The 16,893-nt window shown below is 27.3% G+C and carries 23 protein-coding genes; 1 reads left to right on the forward strand and 22 read right to left on the reverse strand.

Going from position 1 to position 16,893, the window contains the following annotated elements:
• The first annotated feature begins 191 nt into the window (after positions 1 to 191).
• Positions 192 to 524 carry an EexN family lipoprotein gene (locus JG677_RS00190; RefSeq protein ID WP_200284596.1) on the forward strand — a complete coding sequence of 111 codons (333 nt, stop codon included), beginning with the start codon at positions 192 to 194 and terminating at the stop codon, positions 522 to 524.
• Positions 525 to 732: 208 nt separating this feature from the next.
• Here JG677_RS00190 and ybeY read toward each other — a convergent pair whose 3' ends face one another.
• The 22 genes from ybeY to JG677_RS00300 form a co-directional block, all read right to left on the reverse strand.
• The gene (gene ybeY, locus JG677_RS00195) at positions 733 to 1,137 is read right to left on the reverse strand and encodes an rRNA maturation RNase YbeY (RefSeq protein ID WP_200284598.1); all 405 of its coding nucleotides are present in this window, start codon (positions 1,135 to 1,137) and stop codon (positions 733 to 735) included.
• Position 1,138: 1 nt separating this feature from the next.
• Complete coding sequence (recO, locus tag JG677_RS00200; RefSeq protein WP_200169241.1) at positions 1,139 to 1,753, reverse strand: recombination protein RecO; 615 nt, start codon at positions 1,751 to 1,753, stop codon at positions 1,139 to 1,141.
• Between the two features lie 3 nt (positions 1,754 to 1,756).
• Positions 1,757 to 2,374 (reverse strand): DUF2726 domain-containing protein, encoded by a 618-nt coding sequence (locus tag JG677_RS00205; protein ID WP_200169242.1) that lies wholly within the window; start codon positions 2,372 to 2,374, stop codon positions 1,757 to 1,759.
• 10 nt (positions 2,375 to 2,384) lie between these two features.
• Positions 2,385 to 2,906 (reverse strand): isochorismatase family protein, encoded by a 522-nt coding sequence (locus JG677_RS00210; RefSeq protein WP_200169243.1) that lies wholly within the window; start codon positions 2,904 to 2,906, stop codon positions 2,385 to 2,387.
• Positions 2,903 to 3,658: a tRNA 2-thiocytidine biosynthesis TtcA family protein gene (locus tag JG677_RS00215; protein WP_200216976.1), complete on the reverse strand. Its 756-nt coding sequence runs from the start codon at positions 3,656 to 3,658 to the stop codon at positions 2,903 to 2,905. Before JG677_RS00215 ends, JG677_RS00210 begins: the two co-directional genes overlap by 4 nt.
• Entirely contained in the window at positions 3,655 to 4,341 is a 687-nt protein-coding gene (locus tag JG677_RS00220) for a 5'-methylthioadenosine/adenosylhomocysteine nucleosidase (RefSeq protein WP_200169245.1), read from the reverse strand. The genes JG677_RS00215 and JG677_RS00220 overlap by 4 nt, the downstream gene beginning before the upstream one ends.
• Entirely contained in the window at positions 4,338 to 5,264 is a 927-nt protein-coding gene (gene fabD, locus JG677_RS00225; protein WP_200284624.1) for an ACP S-malonyltransferase, read from the reverse strand. The genes JG677_RS00220 and fabD overlap by 4 nt, the downstream gene beginning before the upstream one ends.
• 1 nt (position 5,265) lies before the next feature.
• Positions 5,266 to 5,838 carry an FKBP-type peptidyl-prolyl cis-trans isomerase gene (locus JG677_RS00230; protein ID WP_200169246.1) on the reverse strand — a complete coding sequence of 191 codons (573 nt, stop codon included), beginning with the start codon at positions 5,836 to 5,838 and terminating at the stop codon, positions 5,266 to 5,268.
• A gap of 10 nt (positions 5,839 to 5,848) precedes the next feature.
• Positions 5,849 to 6,790: a tetratricopeptide repeat protein gene (locus JG677_RS00235; RefSeq protein ID WP_200169247.1), complete on the reverse strand. Its 942-nt coding sequence runs from the start codon at positions 6,788 to 6,790 to the stop codon at positions 5,849 to 5,851.
• Positions 6,791 to 6,795: 5 nt separating this feature from the next.
• Positions 6,796 to 7,296 (reverse strand): peptidoglycan-associated lipoprotein Pal, encoded by a 501-nt coding sequence (pal, locus tag JG677_RS00240; protein WP_200169248.1) that lies wholly within the window; start codon positions 7,294 to 7,296, stop codon positions 6,796 to 6,798.
• Positions 7,297 to 7,367: 71 nt separating this feature from the next.
• A complete protein-coding gene (gene tolB / locus JG677_RS00245; RefSeq protein WP_200216972.1) occupies positions 7,368 to 8,573 on the reverse strand; it encodes a Tol-Pal system protein TolB in 1,206 nt (401 codons plus the stop codon).
• Between the two features lie 14 nt (positions 8,574 to 8,587).
• Entirely contained in the window at positions 8,588 to 9,343 is a 756-nt protein-coding gene (locus tag JG677_RS00250; RefSeq protein ID WP_200216971.1) for a TonB C-terminal domain-containing protein, read from the reverse strand.
• 3 nt (positions 9,344 to 9,346) lie between these two features.
• Complete coding sequence (locus tag JG677_RS00255) at positions 9,347 to 9,736, reverse strand: ExbD/TolR family protein (RefSeq protein WP_200169251.1); 390 nt, start codon at positions 9,734 to 9,736, stop codon at positions 9,347 to 9,349.
• A 1-nt stretch (position 9,737) separates the two neighbouring features.
• A complete protein-coding gene (locus JG677_RS00260; RefSeq protein ID WP_200169252.1) occupies positions 9,738 to 10,295 on the reverse strand; it encodes a MotA/TolQ/ExbB proton channel family protein in 558 nt (185 codons plus the stop codon).
• Between the two features lie 2 nt (positions 10,296 to 10,297).
• The gene (gene atpC / locus JG677_RS00265; RefSeq protein ID WP_200169253.1) at positions 10,298 to 10,684 is read right to left on the reverse strand and encodes an ATP synthase F1 subunit epsilon; all 387 of its coding nucleotides are present in this window, start codon (positions 10,682 to 10,684) and stop codon (positions 10,298 to 10,300) included.
• A gap of 2 nt (positions 10,685 to 10,686) precedes the next feature.
• Entirely contained in the window at positions 10,687 to 12,084 is a 1,398-nt protein-coding gene (gene atpD, locus JG677_RS00270) for a F0F1 ATP synthase subunit beta (RefSeq protein ID WP_200216969.1), read from the reverse strand.
• A gap of 21 nt (positions 12,085 to 12,105) precedes the next feature.
• Positions 12,106 to 12,993 carry an ATP synthase F1 subunit gamma gene (gene atpG, locus JG677_RS00275; RefSeq protein ID WP_200216968.1) on the reverse strand — a complete coding sequence of 296 codons (888 nt, stop codon included), beginning with the start codon at positions 12,991 to 12,993 and terminating at the stop codon, positions 12,106 to 12,108.
• Positions 12,994 to 13,001: 8 nt separating this feature from the next.
• Positions 13,002 to 14,507: a F0F1 ATP synthase subunit alpha gene (gene atpA, locus JG677_RS00280; protein WP_200169256.1), complete on the reverse strand. Its 1,506-nt coding sequence runs from the start codon at positions 14,505 to 14,507 to the stop codon at positions 13,002 to 13,004.
• Positions 14,508 to 14,516: 9 nt separating this feature from the next.
• On the reverse strand, positions 14,517 to 15,041 hold the full coding sequence (locus JG677_RS00285; protein ID WP_200169257.1) for a F0F1 ATP synthase subunit delta: 525 nt from the start codon (positions 15,039 to 15,041) through the stop codon (positions 14,517 to 14,519).
• Positions 15,041 to 15,550 carry a F0F1 ATP synthase subunit B gene (locus JG677_RS00290; RefSeq protein ID WP_200169258.1) on the reverse strand — a complete coding sequence of 170 codons (510 nt, stop codon included), beginning with the start codon at positions 15,548 to 15,550 and terminating at the stop codon, positions 15,041 to 15,043. The genes JG677_RS00285 and JG677_RS00290 overlap by 1 nt, the downstream gene beginning before the upstream one ends.
• Before the next feature lie 8 nt (positions 15,551 to 15,558).
• Positions 15,559 to 15,984: a FoF1 ATP synthase subunit B' gene (locus tag JG677_RS00295; RefSeq protein WP_200169259.1), complete on the reverse strand. Its 426-nt coding sequence runs from the start codon at positions 15,982 to 15,984 to the stop codon at positions 15,559 to 15,561.
• Between the two features lie 60 nt (positions 15,985 to 16,044).
• The gene (locus JG677_RS00300; protein ID WP_200284600.1) at positions 16,045 to 16,893 is read right to left on the reverse strand and encodes a ParB/RepB/Spo0J family partition protein; all 849 of its coding nucleotides are present in this window, start codon (positions 16,891 to 16,893) and stop codon (positions 16,045 to 16,047) included.

Here is a 16,893-nt window from a genome sequence, read left to right on the forward strand (position 1 = left end):
TATTAATTAGAGCTTAAACATCAAAAATCTTGGTTTTAGCAATTTTAAGCTTTTTTCATATTAAAAGCTAAAAAATTTAAAAATAATTCTAAAGCAATTAAAATAAATTGTAATTTAATTAATAAATTATTAATTATTATTTAATTTTATTAAAAATATAATGATAATTCATTTAATATTTAGGAGTAAAAATGAAAAATACAATTAAATTAGGTTTATTAAGTGCAATGATTATAGGCGTTTTTTCTGCTTGTTCTAGTGAGCCAAAATCACTAGATTACTATAAAGATCCAAAAAATGCTAAGGAATTAGAAGCCAAAATTAAAGAATGTAAAGAAAAATTCCCAAAAGGAAGCAAAAAACTTGATGAAGAGCAGTTAAAATATCTTAATGGTAATCCAAGTAAGGTGTATTTAGAATGTGAAAATGCCTATAAAGCAAATTATTCTAGATCATTTGATTATAAACCAACTACTAGTACAAAGGAATTAATGCAAAAGGCTAGAGAGCAAAATAAACAATGAGCAGTCTTTTCCAAATTCTAGTAAATTATTGGTGTGATTAGGTAAGTAAAGTGCTAATATAAATACTGATAATTTTTAATATATAAAAAGATTTTAATATAATAAAAATCTTTTTATAAATTTTATATTTTAATTTCCTTAGTTTTTAAAATCGCAATGTTTTTAAAAGCATTTTGATCTTTTTAGATATTTAGTAATAAATATAGTTTTATCCGTTGTTTCTTACTATCAAAGATTTTGGGAGTTTGAAAAAATTTATTAATTCTTTTTCTTTTTCTCTCATCTCTCCTTTATCTGTTTCGTGATCAAGACCTATTAAGTGAAGCATAGCGTGGATAAAAAGTAAGCTTATTTCTTCTTTATAGCTATGATTTAATTCTTTTGCCTTTTCTTTGGCTAATTCAAAATTTATTACTATAGATCCTAGGGGTAAATTTTTAGCTATATCTACAAGTGGAAAAGAAAGCACATCGGTACTTTTATCAATCCCTCTTTGTTCTAAATTTAAATTACGCATTTGTTCATTGTCTAAAAAAATAAGTTCAACATCTTTAGAACTTATTTTTTGAGCAATTTTTTCTAAGAAATCAACATTTTCATCACAAATTATCATTTTAAAATCCTTCTTTGATAATAGAATAAATTTTTTCTATTTCATCATCATTAAAAATGCTAGAATTTTTATATTTGTAAAATTCTTTGAGTTTTGTTTGGTTAAATGTATAACCTAAAGCACAATGATGATGAGAGGGTAAAAAAGCTCTTAGAAGCGTAACTTCATCTTTTATGGCTTCTTCACAGGAAAAACAAATAAAATTTTGATGAAGTCTGCCCTCAAATTCTAAGATTTTTACATAAGCATCTATAATAACACGTTTTGGATTTTGCTTTAAAAATTTTATAGCACTTTCATTTAAAAGTTCGAAATAAAAAGGATCAAGCTCTTCTATGCCTTTTAAATGCTGGTAAAAAAGACGTATAAATTCTTGCCATAGAAACATTTTTTCTCTTTGCAAGATCCAAGTAAAACTAAGATGCATAACATCTTTAAGACGTGGCAAAAAATTAGGATTTTCATCTAGAGCAAAATCAATTTTGTATCCATTCAAAATACTTGAATGTCTAAGCCCATAAAAGCGATAAGTTTTAATTAAAGCTTTGGAGCTTAGGATATAAACGATTAAATCTTCATCTTTGATTTTTTGAGTATGTAAAATAAAACCTTGCATAAGTTAAATTAAATCTTTGTATTTTAAATAAAGTGAATTTGCAATTTTTTTGATTTCTTTTTTTAATTTTAAATCATCAATAAAGCAAGAATTATTTTGATAAACTTGAGCAATATTTGATTTATCTCCATAATGCCCTCCACCTTGAAATTCTAAAATGGCAAATGGTTTTGTAGATTTATTTTTAAAATCTTTAATAACAAATAAAAAATCAACTACTAAATCAGAATATGCTTTCCAAACTTCATTTTCTTCATCATTTTCTAAAAAACTTTTTAAAGAAATTTGCGGAAAAACTTTAAAATTATTTTTAATATCTTCACAAAAAATTAATTCTTTATAAATTAGAAATTCCCCAATACCCATAAGTCTATCTTTGCTTAAGATATTAGATTTTTTAACTAAATCAAGCTTATATTCTTTGCTTTTTTTGTATTCTGATATTTTTTCTTCTTGTTTTTTTTTCTCTAAAAAAATTTGATTTTTAATTTTTTTATCTTCTTCTTTTTGGATCTGTTTTAAAATGCTTTGATTTAATTTTTTATTAACTTTGCTTTGATTATATATTTTAAAAACCAAAACAAAAATAATCACAATTAAAGCTATTATAAATATAATCATTGACTTAAGCCTATATTATTTTAATCCCGTATGCTTTTAAAAGATTATAAGAAGACTCTTCTAAATTTACATCAAAACTAGCACTAGCTTCTTGATATAAAAAAAGTTTCGCATCAGGCTTTGCGCTAAAAGCTAAAATAATATTACAAAAAACACAAATATGCGAAACAAGTCCGCAAAAATAAAGTTCTTTATAAGTACTTTTGTTAATAAAATTTGCAAGCTCTAAACTTCCAAAAGTATTTTTGTAAAATATTTTTTTAGCCTTTGGTATATATTTTTGTAAATTTTTAGGCATTTGCCATCCCAGTGTATTTTGAATGCAATGTTTTATAGGTAGTAATTTTCCTTCATTGGAATTTAAGTAATCATTATCGTGTGTATCAAAAGTAATGAGTAAATCTGTATCATTAAAATTAATATTATTTAATAAATTTAAAATTTTATTTTCTATTTTTAAAGCTTTTTCAAATCCTAAACTTCCTGTAATAAAGTCATTTTGGTAATCTATAAGCACAAAAGCTTTTTTCATATATTTTTAAGCCAAAAACTCTCTGTATGTAGATTTTCAAATGCAGTTTTTAAGCTCGTAAAAAGTTTGGGATAATCTTTTTCTAGATTGGCTAAAATTTGTTTTGCTTCCTCTCTAGCATGTGGAAATTTAACATTTTTTTCACTTAGCTTCATACCTGGACAAAATTCATTACCAATAACTTCAAGCTCATTTTGTAAAGCATTATCTCTAAGTTGTCTTTCTCTTACAAAAATCAAAGGACGTATTACTATAACACCGCGTTTGCTTTTATAAATTGGAGCTAAAGTTCTTAAAGCTCCATTGTGGATAAAATTCATAAAAAAACTTTCAGCCGCGTCATCTAAATGGTGAGCTATGGCAAGCTTATTGAAATTATTTTCTAAAGCATAAGTATATAAAGCCCCTCGACGCATTCTTGAAAAATAACTACAAAAACTAGAATTTTTTCTTATAGTATCTTCAGAAACTTCATAAATATTAGAATCAAGTACGCTATGATCAATGCCGTTTTCTTTGCAATGATGATTTAAGCTAGAATAATCTTCGCCCATACCATAGCTTAGAGTGACAGCCTTAAGTTCAAATTTAAAAGGAGCGTGAGCTTGCATACGTTTTAAAAGATGAGCTAAGGCTAAAGAGTCTTTCCCGCCACTTAATCCCAAAAGAACTCTATCTCCTTCTTTTATAAGATTAAATTGAGCATTAGCTTTAGCTACTTGACGGATAAGTTTTTTACTAAGATTTATCATAGTTTATCGCACATTTTAAGCACAAAATTAGCTGAAATTTTAGCAGAATTAACAACAAATTCGTCAAAATCAAATTCAGCTTTTTCTCCAGCTTTATCACTCATTGCTCTTAAAATAAAACAAGGTATATTTAAAGCATCACAAACCAAAGCTACGCTTGCCCCTTCCATTTCACAAGCATCAGCATTGAAAATTTCTTTAATTTTTGCTTTTTTTATCTCATCGCAAATAAATTCATCTCCAGTTGCAATAATACCTGCTTTAAGTTTTATGTTTAATTCTTTGGCTACTTCTAGAGCAATATTGTTTAATTTTTCATTGGTTTGAATAAAAATTTCATTTCCTGGAACAAAACCTAAAGGATGACCAAAAGCAGTAATATCTAAATCATATTGGACAAGTTTTGTAGCATAAAGCAAATCACCTATTTCAAGTTCAGGATTAAAAGCACCAGCAACTCCTGTAAAAAGTAAAGCTTGAGCTTTAAATTTCTCTATCATTATACTTGCACTTAGGGTTGAATTTACTTTACCTATTTTAGAATAAGCTAAAATCAATTCGTGATTTTTATAATTTGCTGTATAGTAAGTATTATTAGCATATTTTATGCTTTTATAATCTTTTAAAATTTCAAGCAAAGGAGTTATTTCTTCTTCCATTGCACCTAAAATCGCTATTTTCATAGTTTAATTTCCTTTAAAAAAGATTCTATATCATTGAAATTAGTTAAAGAATAAGTTGTTTTGGTAGTAATTTTTTTATTAAGTCCTTGTAAAATTTTAGAGCCAAATTCTACAAAATAGGAAGTTTCATTTTCTATTGCTTTTATGCTTTGTTTATAAAGCACAGGAGATACAAGCTGAGCTTTTAATAAATTTAAAGCTTCTTCTTTACTTGAATAAGCTTTAGCATTCACATTTGAAATAACTATTCCAAAATTTGGTTTTAAAACATTTTGAAGCTCTTTATAAAGTTTTAAAGAGGCATTTTCTAAAAGAGGGCAATGACTTGCTACACTCATATTTAAAAGCATAACTCTTTTAGCTCCTGCATTTTTAAATTCATTTTCATAAGCTAATAAATCAGCTTTTAAACCAGCAATAACAATTTGTCCTTCACAATTATAATTTGCTGCAAAAATTTGTTTATTTCCTTCTCTTGCTTGTTTGCATAATTTTTCTATTTTATCATCATCAAGTCCCAGAATAACCATCATTCCAGCTTCAACTTTAGAGCAATCTTCTTGCATAAAAAGTCCTCTTTGATGTACAAGTTTAAGTGCTTCTAAAAAATCAAGACCTCCGCTTATTGCTATAGCGGAAAACTCACCCAAAGAATGTCCTAAAGAAATTTTAGCCTTTAAATTTGGTTCCAGTTCATTTAAAGCATTATAAGCCATTAAAGAAGTTAAAAGTATTGCAGGTTGAGTAAATTGACTTTTATTTAAATTATCGTTTTCTTCAAATAAAAGATGCTTAAAATCAATTTTTAAAAAATCACTTGCATGTTCTAAGAGTTCTTTGGCACTTTTAGAATTTTCATAGAAATCTTTACCCATGCCAAGGTTTTGAGAGCCCTGGCCTGGAAAAATAAATGTATAGTTCATATTAATGGCAGCCACATCCACCGCTATGGCCCCCACAACATCCACCGCTTTTGTGGTGCTCATGATGATGTTTATGTTCGTGGTTGTGACCACAGCCACAACTATGACTTCCTGCAATAATGCCTGTAAGAATTTCATCTTCACTTGCTGGTCTTACATCAACAAGGTTAAGAGAAAAAAGCAAATCACGTCCAGCGTATGGATGATTATAATCGATAGTTACACTATCTTCTTTTATATCTTTAACGCTAACGCGAACACTTTCTCCATTTTCACCTTCCCCAAATAGCTCCATTCCTATTTTAAGATCAATTCCTGCAAATTGTTCTTTTGGTAAAGTTTGAATAGCATTCGTATCATATTCTCCTAAGGCTTTATCTTTTTTGATAAGAATTTCAGTGTTTGAAGGGCAGTCTAATTTTGCAATTTCTTCTTCTAAAGAGTCTAAAATCTGTCCTTTTCCTAGTATAAAAGAAATAGGTTGAGCATAAAGATTTGACTCTAAAATTTCATTTGTATTAGCATCTTTTAGTTCATAAAACATGGAAACAACATTATTTTTTTCAATAGCCATTATTTTCTCCTTATTTGCGATTTGGTGAAGCTTTTGCCTCAGGTGAATTAGGGTAATTAGTCTTTAAAGCTTTATAAAAACCATTTGCTGTTTTAGGATCTCCTATCTTATCTAAAGATATTGCAGTGTGATAAAGCAATTTTGGAAAATAATCTCCTTTAGTGCTTATGGCTGAACTTTTTTTATAAAAAACAATTGCATTATTATAATTTTTTTGTTTATATTCTATTTCTCCAAAATAAAAATTAACTCTAGCTGGTTTATAATGTTTTTGAAGGAGATAATTTAATTTAAGTTTCATTTCTTCAAATTTATTTTGATTTAAATCTAAAATAGCAAGATCTAAAATTTTATTATTATTTTCTTTTTTCCAGCTTTCATCATATACTATTTCTTTTTGTTCTTCTGGAGTTATTTTAGAACTTTGATTATTCTCTATGGTGCTAGTAGTATTTATATCTTTTTGTGGTATAACATTTATATTGTTATAGTTTTTTTCCATTTCTTTTTTTGAAACGTAATCTGTATTTATAGAATCAACTAAAGTGCTTAATTCTGCTAAAACTTTTTTAAATTGTTTATTGTTGTTTTCTTGGATTTTTCTACTTTCTTCTACATAAGATTTTAAATTATTTATTTCTTGTGTAAGATTATTTTCTAAATTTTCATAATTTTCTTCTGATTGATTAAGGCGTGAATTTATTTTTGTATATTGTGAATTAATGCCCTCAATAGCACTTTGTAAACCTTCTATCCTTTCATTTGCTTCATTTATTCTTGCGTTAATTTCAGAATAGTTATTGTTTAAGGTATCAAGTTTTTGCTTGATTGTCTTTTCATTTTGTGTTAGACCATAAGAATTATTTGTTAAATCACCTGCACCAAAAGCAGAATTTTCTGCATAAACAAAAGTAGCTCCTATTAAAAGAGCTACTGATAATATTTTTTTCATTGATTTTATTTTGCTAATTTAAATTCTGCACGTCTATTTTGTGCATCGCAAGCTTTTGTTTTTTCTGTACATACAGGATTAGTTTCTCCATAGCTTTTAATAGAAATTCTATCTGCATTTACACCTTGAGAAACTAAAGCTTCTTTCACAGCTTTTGCTCTTTTTAAGCCTAAAGCTTGATTATATTCATCTGTTCCCCATTCATCACAGTTTCCTTCAACTGTTATACTAACTCCGCTTACTTCAGTATTAAAAATATTTGCATTATCTTGAACTACTGATTGCATATCAGGTCTGATATTAAATTTATCAAAATCAAAATAAACTTTATTTAAAGTATCATTTAATCTATTGATTTTACTATCAATACTTTCAAAAGTATCGTTACTTCCACTACCCGGTCTAGAATCAACAGAACTATCACTCTCTACAGTGGTACTTTTTGTACTACAACCAGTAATGATTACTGCAAAAGCGGCAATCGAAGTTAAAAGAATTTTTTTCATTTTGCAACCTTTCAAAAATTAATGAATTCTTTAGATTATATCTAAAATTTTAAATTATTTCAACACTATATTTACCAGTCTATTGACTGAATTTTACCTAGTTTTAATGGAAAATAAAAAGCTTTATTAGCATTTACTCTTATAACCCCTAAAGCACTTTGAGAGCCTAAATATTTAATAAAAACGATACTTCCTCCATCATTTGAAAATCTTGGAAATAAATTTTTACCATTAGCGGTTAATTGTCTAATATAATCACTTTTAATTGACATAAGATAAATGTTAAAAACACCAAATTGATTTGCTTCTCTGCTTGAATAAACTAAAAAATCTTTATAAGTTGAAACTGATGAATTATTTTTTCCATGAAAAACTACTTGTTCTGCAACATTGCTACCTAGTGTTTGCATAAAGATATTTGGATATCCTAAGCGATCTGAAACATAAACAATTTTAGAATCATCGTCCCCGATGAAATTTCCATTAACATCAATTCCTGAATAGTTTGTTAATTTTTCTAATTTTTTAGTATTTAGTTCATATAGATAAACATCAGGCTGATCTTTAGGAGCCATAGTGATAAGAAGTTTGTTTCCATCTTCGCTTACATCACTTGCTACAACCATTCCTCCACTTGATAGTATTTTTGTTGCACGATTGTTTTTTAAATTATAAGAATAAAGGGTTGGCATTTCTGAATCATATGCTGTATAGTAAAATAATGTTTGCTCTTTATCTCCCCATTTTGGAAATAAATTTAACCCCCCGTCTATAATAACTTTTTGATAAGTTAGCGTATAATCTGCCATAATGATTTGGCTTTTTTTAGAGCTATTTGTTCTTGAGATTAAAATTTTATGATCCATCCAATCAACAGGTGCAAGGCCTAAAGCATTAACAGAATCTTTAACGCTTTTATGCGCTAAAAATGGATATTGCTCTATAGATGATGAATAATTTTTATTTGATTTTTCAATATTGCCAGCCTTAATTTTAACATTAAGTTCTAAACTATTCGTATTTTTTGATAAAGAATATTCAAAAGTATAATTTGTTGATTCATTTCCGTTATTTGCAATTTCAAAATTTGAACTTACTTTTAAGTCATTAACAAGAATATTATAAAAATTTCTTTTTAAATTTTCATCACTTAAATTTGATGTATCTTTTACGATGATTTTTGGTAAAGCAATATCTTTATTGATTACATCAATAATTGGATCTTCTGCCCAAAGCGAGGTAAAAAAAATTAAAAAAATTAAAAAAAGTTTATTCATTTTATTTTCTCCATCTATTGTTTAATTTCAATTAGCTCATCACTTAAATTCATTGTAATATTGATACTTTGATTTTTAGGAGGATAAGCTATAAATTTACCTTGTAAATTTTCTAAAAAATCCATTACTTTTTTATCAAATGCTATATCATTACTTTTTTCTACAGAAGTATAACCAAATTTTCCATTACTATCTATAAAAATTTTTACCCTAACACTAAGATTTCCTTGTGATTTGTTTAATTTCCAACGTTCTTCTATAATACGTGTAATTTTGCCTAAAAACTCATCATAAATTCCTGTGCGTTGAGTTTGTTGTATATTGTTAGTATTGCTATTTTGGGTAAGAAGAGTATTGTCTAAATTTTGCACCAATTGTGAAGCATTTTGATCATTTGGCAATCTACTTTGTTCATTTGATTTAGTCGATGATTGAATTTTTGTTGTTTTTTCAGTTTGAATATCTTTAACATTTCCAAATAAATCATTAAAATTAGTTTCTTTTTGATCAATATTTTCAGTTTTAACAAATTGATTTGTTGTTTTTTCAAAGAGTTTAGCAATATCTATTTCTTCTTTAGTATCTGGATTTGCTATTTTATCTGAGTTTTGAGCTAATTCTATATCGATAAAACTATCTTCTAAATCAGTGTATTTGATAGCAGGATCTTTAAAAACTACTATTCTAAAAAAAACAATTAAAACAATTAGAAAATAAACTACTAAAGCTAATAAAAAAGAATTAAGATTGCTAAAACCGCTATTTTTCATAGTTTATTCAGTTTGTAGAGCAACTTTATTAAAACCAAGATTTTTTATATTTTTTAATACAAAAATCACATCATCATATTTTAAGCTTTTGTCTGCTCTTATAAAAACTGGGTCTTGAATATTAAATTCATTTCTCATTTGAGCTAGATTGTCTGCAAAACTTATAAAATCAAATTTTTTTTGATTAATGATAATTTCTCTTTTTGCATTAATACTTACAATTAAACTTTTAATAGTTGGAGAACTAGTTGTTTTTTGAGAGCCTTGTGGTAAATTTATCTTTTCTTCATAACTTATAGAAGGAGCAGTTACCATTAAAATGGCCAGCAAAACAAGCATAATATCAACCAAGGGAGTAATATTAAGTTCTGGTTTATCATCATCAAAATTCATTTTAATCTCTATTTGAATTTAAAATTTTAATTTCACTATCAATAGTATTTATAACTTCATAAGCTCTTCTTTTAATGATTAAGTGAAAAGTATAAGCAGGGATAGCTACTAAGATCCCGCATCCTGTCGCAATTAAAGCTTCACTAATTTTAGGGGCAATGATGCTAAGTGAATTTTGAGTACCAAGACCACCAAAAGTTTCAAGTATAGAAATTACAGTTCCAAAAAGTCCTATAAAAGGTGAAGTAGAAGCTATAATACTAAGCCAAGTCAATCCTATAGAAGACTTTTTTTGGGCTAAATTTTTATAAATTTCTAAATGATTTTGGCTATATTCAGTGCATTTTCTTAATATAGAATCTGTTTTACTAAGATCTTTTTCTCCAGATAAAAGTATTTCTAAGCTTTTTTGTTCTTTAGTTTTCCAAATATTTAAATTAGTAATTCTTGAAAAAAGTATAGAAAAAGATAAAATAAAATATAAAGAAAGCCATATTAAAACAATATAAGTAATCATACTAGAGTTATTAAAAAAATGAAAAATAGATTCAAGATTCATAGTTAGTAGCCTTTATTATCTAATTTTGATAATGTTGCGGCTAAAGCAGCATTATCTGAGCTTACTGATTTTATAAGTTCTTTAGCCTTTGTAAGATTTTTTTCAATTTCACTTTGATTGTCTCCACTTATCCAGATGGCTTCTTTGGCTAAAACGCAAACTTTATTTTCATTTACTTCACTATATCCTTCATTAATAGCTATTAGTTCGTGATTTAAGTCTTTTTTTTCAATATCAATTATTCCAGATTTTAATGACGAAATTAAACAAGCATGCCCTTTTAAAACACCAAATTCACCCTCACTTCCAGGGAGAGTGACTGATTTAATTTGATCTTTATAAATTAGACCAAGCGGAGTTACAATTTCAAAATTGATTAAATCATCCATAATTAACCTTTGAGTTTATCTGCTTTTGCAATTGCTTCTTCTATATTTCCAACCATATAAAAAGCATTTTCTGGTAAATGATCATATTTGCCTTCTAGAATTCCTTTAAATCCTAGGATAGTTTCTTCGAGCGAAACATATTTTCCAGGACTTCCTGTAAAAACTTCGGCAACAAAGAATGGCTGAGATAAGAATTTTTCAATTTTTCTTGCTCTTTCAACGATAAGTTTATCTTCTTCACTAAGCTCATCCATACCCAAAATAGCAATAATATCTTGTAGATCTTTATATTTTTGAAGAACAGATTGAACGCCACGCGCAACTTCATAATGCTCTTTTCCTATAATTTGAGGATCTAACATTCTAGAAGTAGAGTCAAGAGGATCAACAGCAGGATAAATTCCTTTTTCAGCTATAGCTCTATTTAGAACAGTTGTAGCATCTAAATGTGCGAAAACAGTTGCAGGAGCAGGATCTGTTAAGTCATCAGCTGGTACATAAACAGCTTGAACTGAAGTAATAGATCCTTTTTTAGTTGAGGTAATTCTTTCTTGGAATTTCCCCATCTCGCTTGCTAAAGTTGGCTGATAACCCACAGCAGAAGGAATTCTTCCTAAAAGAGCTGACATTTCAGAGCCTGATTGAGAAAATCTAAAAATATTATCAATAAACATTAAAACATCAAGACCCATTTCATCTCTAAAATATTCTGCCATAGTAAGACCTGTTAAAGCAATACGATTTCTTGCTCCTGGTGGTTCATTCATTTGTCCATAGCATAAAGCAACTTTATCTAATACGTTGCTTTCTTTCATTTCGTTGTATAAGTCATTTCCTTCACGCGTTCTTTCTCCAACTCCTGCAAATACAGAATAACCACTATGTTTAAAAGCAACATTATGAATAAGTTCCATAATAATAACGGTTTTCCCTACTCCTGCTCCTCCAAAAAGTCCTACTTTTCCACCCTTAGCATAAGGAGCTAATAAATCAACAACTTTAATTCCTGTTTCAAAAATTTCGCTTTTTGTGCTTTGTTCTTCAAAAGCTGGTGGATCTCTATGTATAGACCATTTTTTATCAAAATTGATTTCTTCTCCTTCATCAATTAGATCACCAGTTACGTTAAAAATTCTTCCTAAAACTTTTTCTCCAACAGGAACACTAATAGGACTTCCTAAAGCTTTAACTTCAAGTCCTCTTGTGAGTCCATCTGTCATATCCATAGCAATAGTTCTTACTCTATTATCTCCTAAATGTGCAGCAACTTCTAAAATAAGTTTTTGTTTTTTACCTTCATTTTCAAAATCAACTAATATTGCTTCATTAATTTTAGGTAAGTATTCATTAAAATCAATATCAACAACAGGTCCTAAAACTTGTGAAATAAATCCTTGCATTATATTAATTCTCCTTCAATTCTATTTCATTGACTCAACACCACTGATAATTTCAATCAGTTCTGTAGTAATTGATTCTTGTCTTGCTTTATTGTAAGCTAAATTAAGCTGTTTTACTTTGATTTTTGCATTATTTGTTGCATTATCCATTGCTTGCATTCTAGCGCTATGTTCTGCTGCTAAAGAATCAATTAGTGCATAATACATATTGTATTCAAAATAAGTTTTTAATAAATCTTCTAAAAGATCTGTATTTTCTGGTTCTAAATCTATGAGCGAATTAGAACCTATATCAAGATCTTTTGAAGGCTCAACAGGTATAAGATGATTGATGAATAATTCTTGAGTAATCATATTTTTATATCCATTATGAATCAATATAACTTCATCAGTCAATCCATTTAAATAATCTTCTACAATATCTTTAATTACAAGCGATGCTTTTTCATAATTAGGGCTTGAACTTAATCCAAGGTATTCTTTAAAAAGTTTTTTTCCTTGAAAATTAAAATATTCAATCCCAGTTTTACCAATAGCTCTTAATCTAACGTTAATATTTTTATTTTTATAATCATTTAAAATCTGATTTACAGCTTTAATGGTTTTAATATTAAAACCACCGCAAAGTCCTTTATCTGCTGTTATAAAAACTATATCAGAAGTTTTTATTTGATCTTTTTTATGGAAAAATTTAAATCTTGAATCATTTTCATCATATGTAATTTTATTAATTTCAAATGATATTTCACTTAACATTTGTTCAATTTTTTGAGCATAAATTTTTGCTCTACTTGCAACTTCTTCAGCTTTTTTAAGTTTAGCAGTAGAAACAAGCTTCATTGCATTTGTAGTTTTTTGAGTGTTATTAACACTCTTAATTTTTCTTTTTATTTCTTTTAAGCTAGACATTAAGAACCTTATAAGTTATTTGATTTAAATTCATTAATAGCTTTGATTATTTTTTCTTCTAATTCTTTATCTAAAGCTTTTTTTGAACGAATTTCTTCAAAAATTTCTGGATATTTTGATTCAATGAATGTATAAATTCCTTCTTCGAAATTTTTAATCTCAGAAACAGCAATATCATCTAAAAATCCTTTAGTTCCAGCAAAAATAATAATAATTTGTTTTTCGATAGCTAAAGGAGAATAAGGGGGTTGTTTTAAAACTTCTACCATTCTTTGACCACGTTCAAGCTGTTTTCTACTTGATTCATCTAGATCACTTGCAAATTGTGCAAAAGCTTGTAATTCTCTATATTGAGCAAGATCAAGTCTTAAAGTTCCTGAAACTTGCTTAGTTGCTTTAATTTGTGCAGCACCACCAACCCTAGAAACTGATAATCCAACGTTAATAGCTGGACGAATTCCTGAGTTAAAAAGATCTGTTTCAAGGAAAATTTGTCCATCAGTAATTGAAATAACATTAGTAGGAATATAAGCTGAAACATCTCCTGCTTGAGTTTCTATAATTGGCAAAGCTGTTAATGAACCTGCACCTAATTCATCATTTAATTTACTTGCTCTTTCAAGTAGTCTTGAGTGGAGATAGAAAACATCACCTGGATAAGCTTCACGTCCTGGAGGTCTTCGTAAAATCAAAGACATTTCACGATAAGCTACGGCATGTTTGCTAAGATCATCATAAATAATTAAAGCATGTTTAGAATTATCTCTAAAATATTCTCCCATTGTTACACCTGAATAAGGAGCAAGATATTGTAATGCTGCTGGATCAGAGGCGCCAGCATTTACAACAATAGTATATTCCATTGCGCCATGTTCTTCTAGTTTTTTAACTACTTGAGCTACATTACTTTGCTTTTGACCTATAGCTACATAGATACAAATAACATTTTGTCCTTTTTGGTTTATAATAGCATCTACTGCAACCGTTGTTTTTCCCGTTTGTCTATCTCCTATGATAAGCTCTCTTTGACCACGGCCAATTGGAACAAGGGCATCAATAGCTTTAATACCTGTTTGTAAAGGCTCATGCACGCTTTTTCTAGCCATAATTCCTTTTGCTTTTTCTTCTACAAAACGTGATTCATTGCTAGAAATAGAACCTTTACCATCAATTGGTTCTCCTAAAGCATTGACTACACGACCTATTAGAGCTTCTCCTACAGGAACTTTTAAAAGTTTTTTTAGTCTCTTAACACTACTTCCTTCTTTTAAGGTTTCACCTTTACCAAGAATAACAATACCAACACTACTTTCTTCAAGGTTTAAAGCCATTCCTTTTTCGCCATTTTCAAACTCAACCATTTCTCCGGCCATAATATTTTTAAGCCCATAAACTTTAGCAACCCCATCTGCAATAGAAATAATTTTTCCAGTTTCTTCAATTTCAAGGTTTAAATCAAAGTTTTCAATTTTTTCTTTAATTATTGAGCTGATTTCATCGGCTTTAAATTTCATTCATTCTCCTTAAATAGTTTTCAATATAAATTCACTTATTTTATTTTGGAAAGTTTTTATAGAAAAAGATATTTCATAATTTAAATCTTCTATATCAATTTTAATTTCATTGTTATTTGTAATTTTATTTTCTAGTTTAATTTGAGCTTCTAGTTTAGATTTAAGTTTTTCTTCAATTTCTTTTAAAATTTCTGTATCAAGTTTTTTTTCAGAATAAATAATTCCTTTGTAGGTATTATTTTGAAAAGATTTTTGTTTTTGGAGCTCTTCGATAATCTCAGGAATAAATAAAAGTCTAGAATTATCTGCTAAAAGTTTTATAAAATTTTCAAAATAAGTATTTTTTTGATCAAGAAAAGAAAGTATAAAATTAACTTTTTTTTCTTTATGTATTTGTGTATTTTCCAATATATTTATAAAACGAGGAATGCAAAAAGCTTGGTAAATTATACATAAATTTTTATAAAATTCATCGAAATCTTTTCTTGATACAATAGCTTTTGCATATTTTTTAGCTATAAGTTTATCAGCCATTAAGATACCTTTTTCATAACAATATCAATCATATCATTTTGTTTTAAAATAGTATTTGACTCTTTAAAGAGTTCAGATAATATTTGAGATATAATTTCTTTTTCTATTTTTTTAGTTTCATAATTTTTTTGTTCTTCAAAATATTTATTAAGCAAATCAATTTCGTTTTGAGTTTCATTTTTGATTTTTTGAACTAAAAGTTCTGCTTCTTTTTTTGCATGATTTAATGCATTAACTGCTTCAGCTTTTGTTTCTTCAAGTTTTTTAGTCATTTCAAATTTTTTAGTTTTACTTTCTAATAGTTTTCTTTGAATTTCATCTAATTTTGAAGAAATTTGAAAAATACGATTTTTATAGAAATTTTTAAGTGGAGTAGCAATAAAATAATACAATATGGCAATAAATATTAAGAAATTAATCACTCTTGGTATTATGTCATAATCCCCATTATTAGAGCTTGCTAATGCATAGACTGGGAGTAAAAAAAATAAAAATTTTAACTTTTGCATTATTATCCTTAGATTCTTTTGATACTATTTTGTAGACTTTGTTTTAACTCTGGTAAATGTTCTAGTAAGCTTTCTTTTAATTGCTGTTTTTGATTTTCTAAATCTTTATAAAATTCTTGCATTTTATTTTCTATTTTTTCTTTCTCAAGTTTTATAAGCTCATTAGCTTCTTCTTTGGCTTTGTTTAGAGCTTCTTGTTTAATTTTATAAATTTCTTCCCTTGTATTTTTATGAATTTCTTCTACTTCTTTATTAACATCTAAAATTTCTTGTGAGTTTTCTTTTACTTTATTTTCATCATTTTTTATAGAGCTATTTCTTTCATCTATAAATTTTAAAAGGGGTTTATAAAGCATAGAATTCAAAATAACTATCATAGCTAAAAATATAAAAATAGTTGCTAATATTATGGAAAGATGGACATCATCAAACATAAAGCTCCTTGATTATTTTAATTTTTAAGCTTTTTATTATATCTTAGAAAAAATAATTTTTCAACTAATTTTTTCAATCATTTGTCTTAGTTTTTTTATTATATCGATATTTTTTAAATGTATGATAAGGTTTTTTTTATTTTTTTCACATCTAAAACCTTTGTTATTTAATGATTTTATAAGTTCTTTAAGCTCATTTTCAAATTCAGTATTATTTTCTAAATTAGCATTTTCTTGATTTTTGATTTTTTTAACAATTTTTTCAGTATCATGAACGCTTAGTTGTTGCCCAATAATGCTACTTGCAATCATTTTTTCATCTTTTTTGTTTAATCCTACAAGAATTTTAGCATGTCCTTGTGAAATTTTTCCTTCGATAATAAGATTTTGCGTACTTGGATCTAAATTTAGAAGTCTTAAAGTATTAGTGATTTGTGTACGACTTTTATTAACAAGTGATGCAAGATTTTCTTGGGTAATTTTGTGAATTTCTATTAGATCTTTATATGAATTTGCAAGTTCAATAGGATTTAAATTTTCTCTTTGAATATTTTCTATAAGTGCCAATTCTCTTAACTTTTCTTCTTTGACATCAGAAACTAAAGCAAGTATATTTTCATATCCTAATATTTTATAAGCTCTAAGTCTTCTTTCTCCTGCAACAAGAATATAATGATTTTCTTGTTTTAAAACTATAATAGGTTGGATAAGTCCATATTGTTTAATAGAATTTGCTAATTCATTTAAAGCTTCTTTGTCAAAATATTTTCTTGGCTGAAAAGGATTGACTTTAATTTTTTCAACCGGAATTTGAATGGTTTTGTTTTTATCAAGCCCTAATTCTTTGCTATAAACTTCATCTATATCGCCGATAAGTGTTGCTAAACCTTTATTTTTATTTAATCCCAT

Origin of the sequence: Campylobacter sp. TTU-622, assembly GCF_016598965.1 — a bacterium.
In the GTDB taxonomy this organism is placed as follows: Bacteria; Campylobacterota; Campylobacteria; order Campylobacterales; family Campylobacteraceae; genus Campylobacter_D.

Bases quoted from the DNA above. Each gene is read 5' to 3' on its own strand.
- JG677_RS00190 (WP_200284596.1), top strand. From the start codon at position 192: ATGAAAAATACAATTAAATTAGGTTTATTAAGTGCAATGATTATAGGC.
- ybeY (WP_200284598.1), bottom strand. From the start codon at position 1,137: ATGATAATTTGTGATGAAAATGTTGATTTCTTAGAAAAAATTGCTCAA.
- recO (WP_200169241.1), bottom strand. From the start codon at position 1,753: ATGCAAGGTTTTATTTTACATACTCAAAAAATCAAAGATGAAGATTTA.
- JG677_RS00205 (WP_200169242.1), bottom strand. From the start codon at position 2,374: ATGATTATATTTATAATAGCTTTAATTGTGATTATTTTTGTTTTGGTT.
- JG677_RS00210 (WP_200169243.1), bottom strand. From the start codon at position 2,906: ATGAAAAAAGCTTTTGTGCTTATAGATTACCAAAATGACTTTATTACA.
- JG677_RS00215 (WP_200216976.1), bottom strand. From the start codon at position 3,658: ATGATAAATCTTAGTAAAAAACTTATCCGTCAAGTAGCTAAAGCTAAT.
- JG677_RS00220 (WP_200169245.1), bottom strand. From the start codon at position 4,341: ATGAAAATAGCGATTTTAGGTGCAATGGAAGAAGAAATAACTCCTTTG.
- fabD (WP_200284624.1), bottom strand. From the start codon at position 5,264: ATGAACTATACATTTATTTTTCCAGGCCAGGGCTCTCAAAACCTTGGC.
- JG677_RS00230 (WP_200169246.1), bottom strand. From the start codon at position 5,838: ATGGCTATTGAAAAAAATAATGTTGTTTCCATGTTTTATGAACTAAAA.
- JG677_RS00235 (WP_200169247.1), bottom strand. From the start codon at position 6,790: ATGAAAAAAATATTATCAGTAGCTCTTTTAATAGGAGCTACTTTTGTT.
- pal (WP_200169248.1), bottom strand. From the start codon at position 7,296: ATGAAAAAAATTCTTTTAACTTCGATTGCCGCTTTTGCAGTAATCATT.
- tolB (WP_200216972.1), bottom strand. From the start codon at position 8,573: ATGAATAAACTTTTTTTAATTTTTTTAATTTTTTTTACCTCGCTTTGG.
- JG677_RS00250 (WP_200216971.1), bottom strand. From the start codon at position 9,343: ATGAAAAATAGCGGTTTTAGCAATCTTAATTCTTTTTTATTAGCTTTA.
- JG677_RS00255 (WP_200169251.1), bottom strand. From the start codon at position 9,736: ATGAATTTTGATGATGATAAACCAGAACTTAATATTACTCCCTTGGTT.
- JG677_RS00260 (WP_200169252.1), bottom strand. From the start codon at position 10,295: ATGAATCTTGAATCTATTTTTCATTTTTTTAATAACTCTAGTATGATT.
- atpC (WP_200169253.1), bottom strand. From the start codon at position 10,684: ATGGATGATTTAATCAATTTTGAAATTGTAACTCCGCTTGGTCTAATT.
- atpD (WP_200216969.1), bottom strand. From the start codon at position 12,084: ATGCAAGGATTTATTTCACAAGTTTTAGGACCTGTTGTTGATATTGAT.
- atpG (WP_200216968.1), bottom strand. From the start codon at position 12,993: ATGTCTAGCTTAAAAGAAATAAAAAGAAAAATTAAGAGTGTTAATAAC.
- atpA (WP_200169256.1), bottom strand. From the start codon at position 14,507: ATGAAATTTAAAGCCGATGAAATCAGCTCAATAATTAAAGAAAAAATT.
- JG677_RS00285 (WP_200169257.1), bottom strand. From the start codon at position 15,041: ATGGCTGATAAACTTATAGCTAAAAAATATGCAAAAGCTATTGTATCA.
- JG677_RS00290 (WP_200169258.1), bottom strand. From the start codon at position 15,550: ATGCAAAAGTTAAAATTTTTATTTTTTTTACTCCCAGTCTATGCATTA.
- JG677_RS00295 (WP_200169259.1), bottom strand. From the start codon at position 15,984: ATGTTTGATGATGTCCATCTTTCCATAATATTAGCAACTATTTTTATA.
- JG677_RS00300 (WP_200284600.1), bottom strand. From the start codon at position 16,893: ATGGGATTAAATAAAAATAAAGGTTTAGCAACACTTATCGGCGATATA.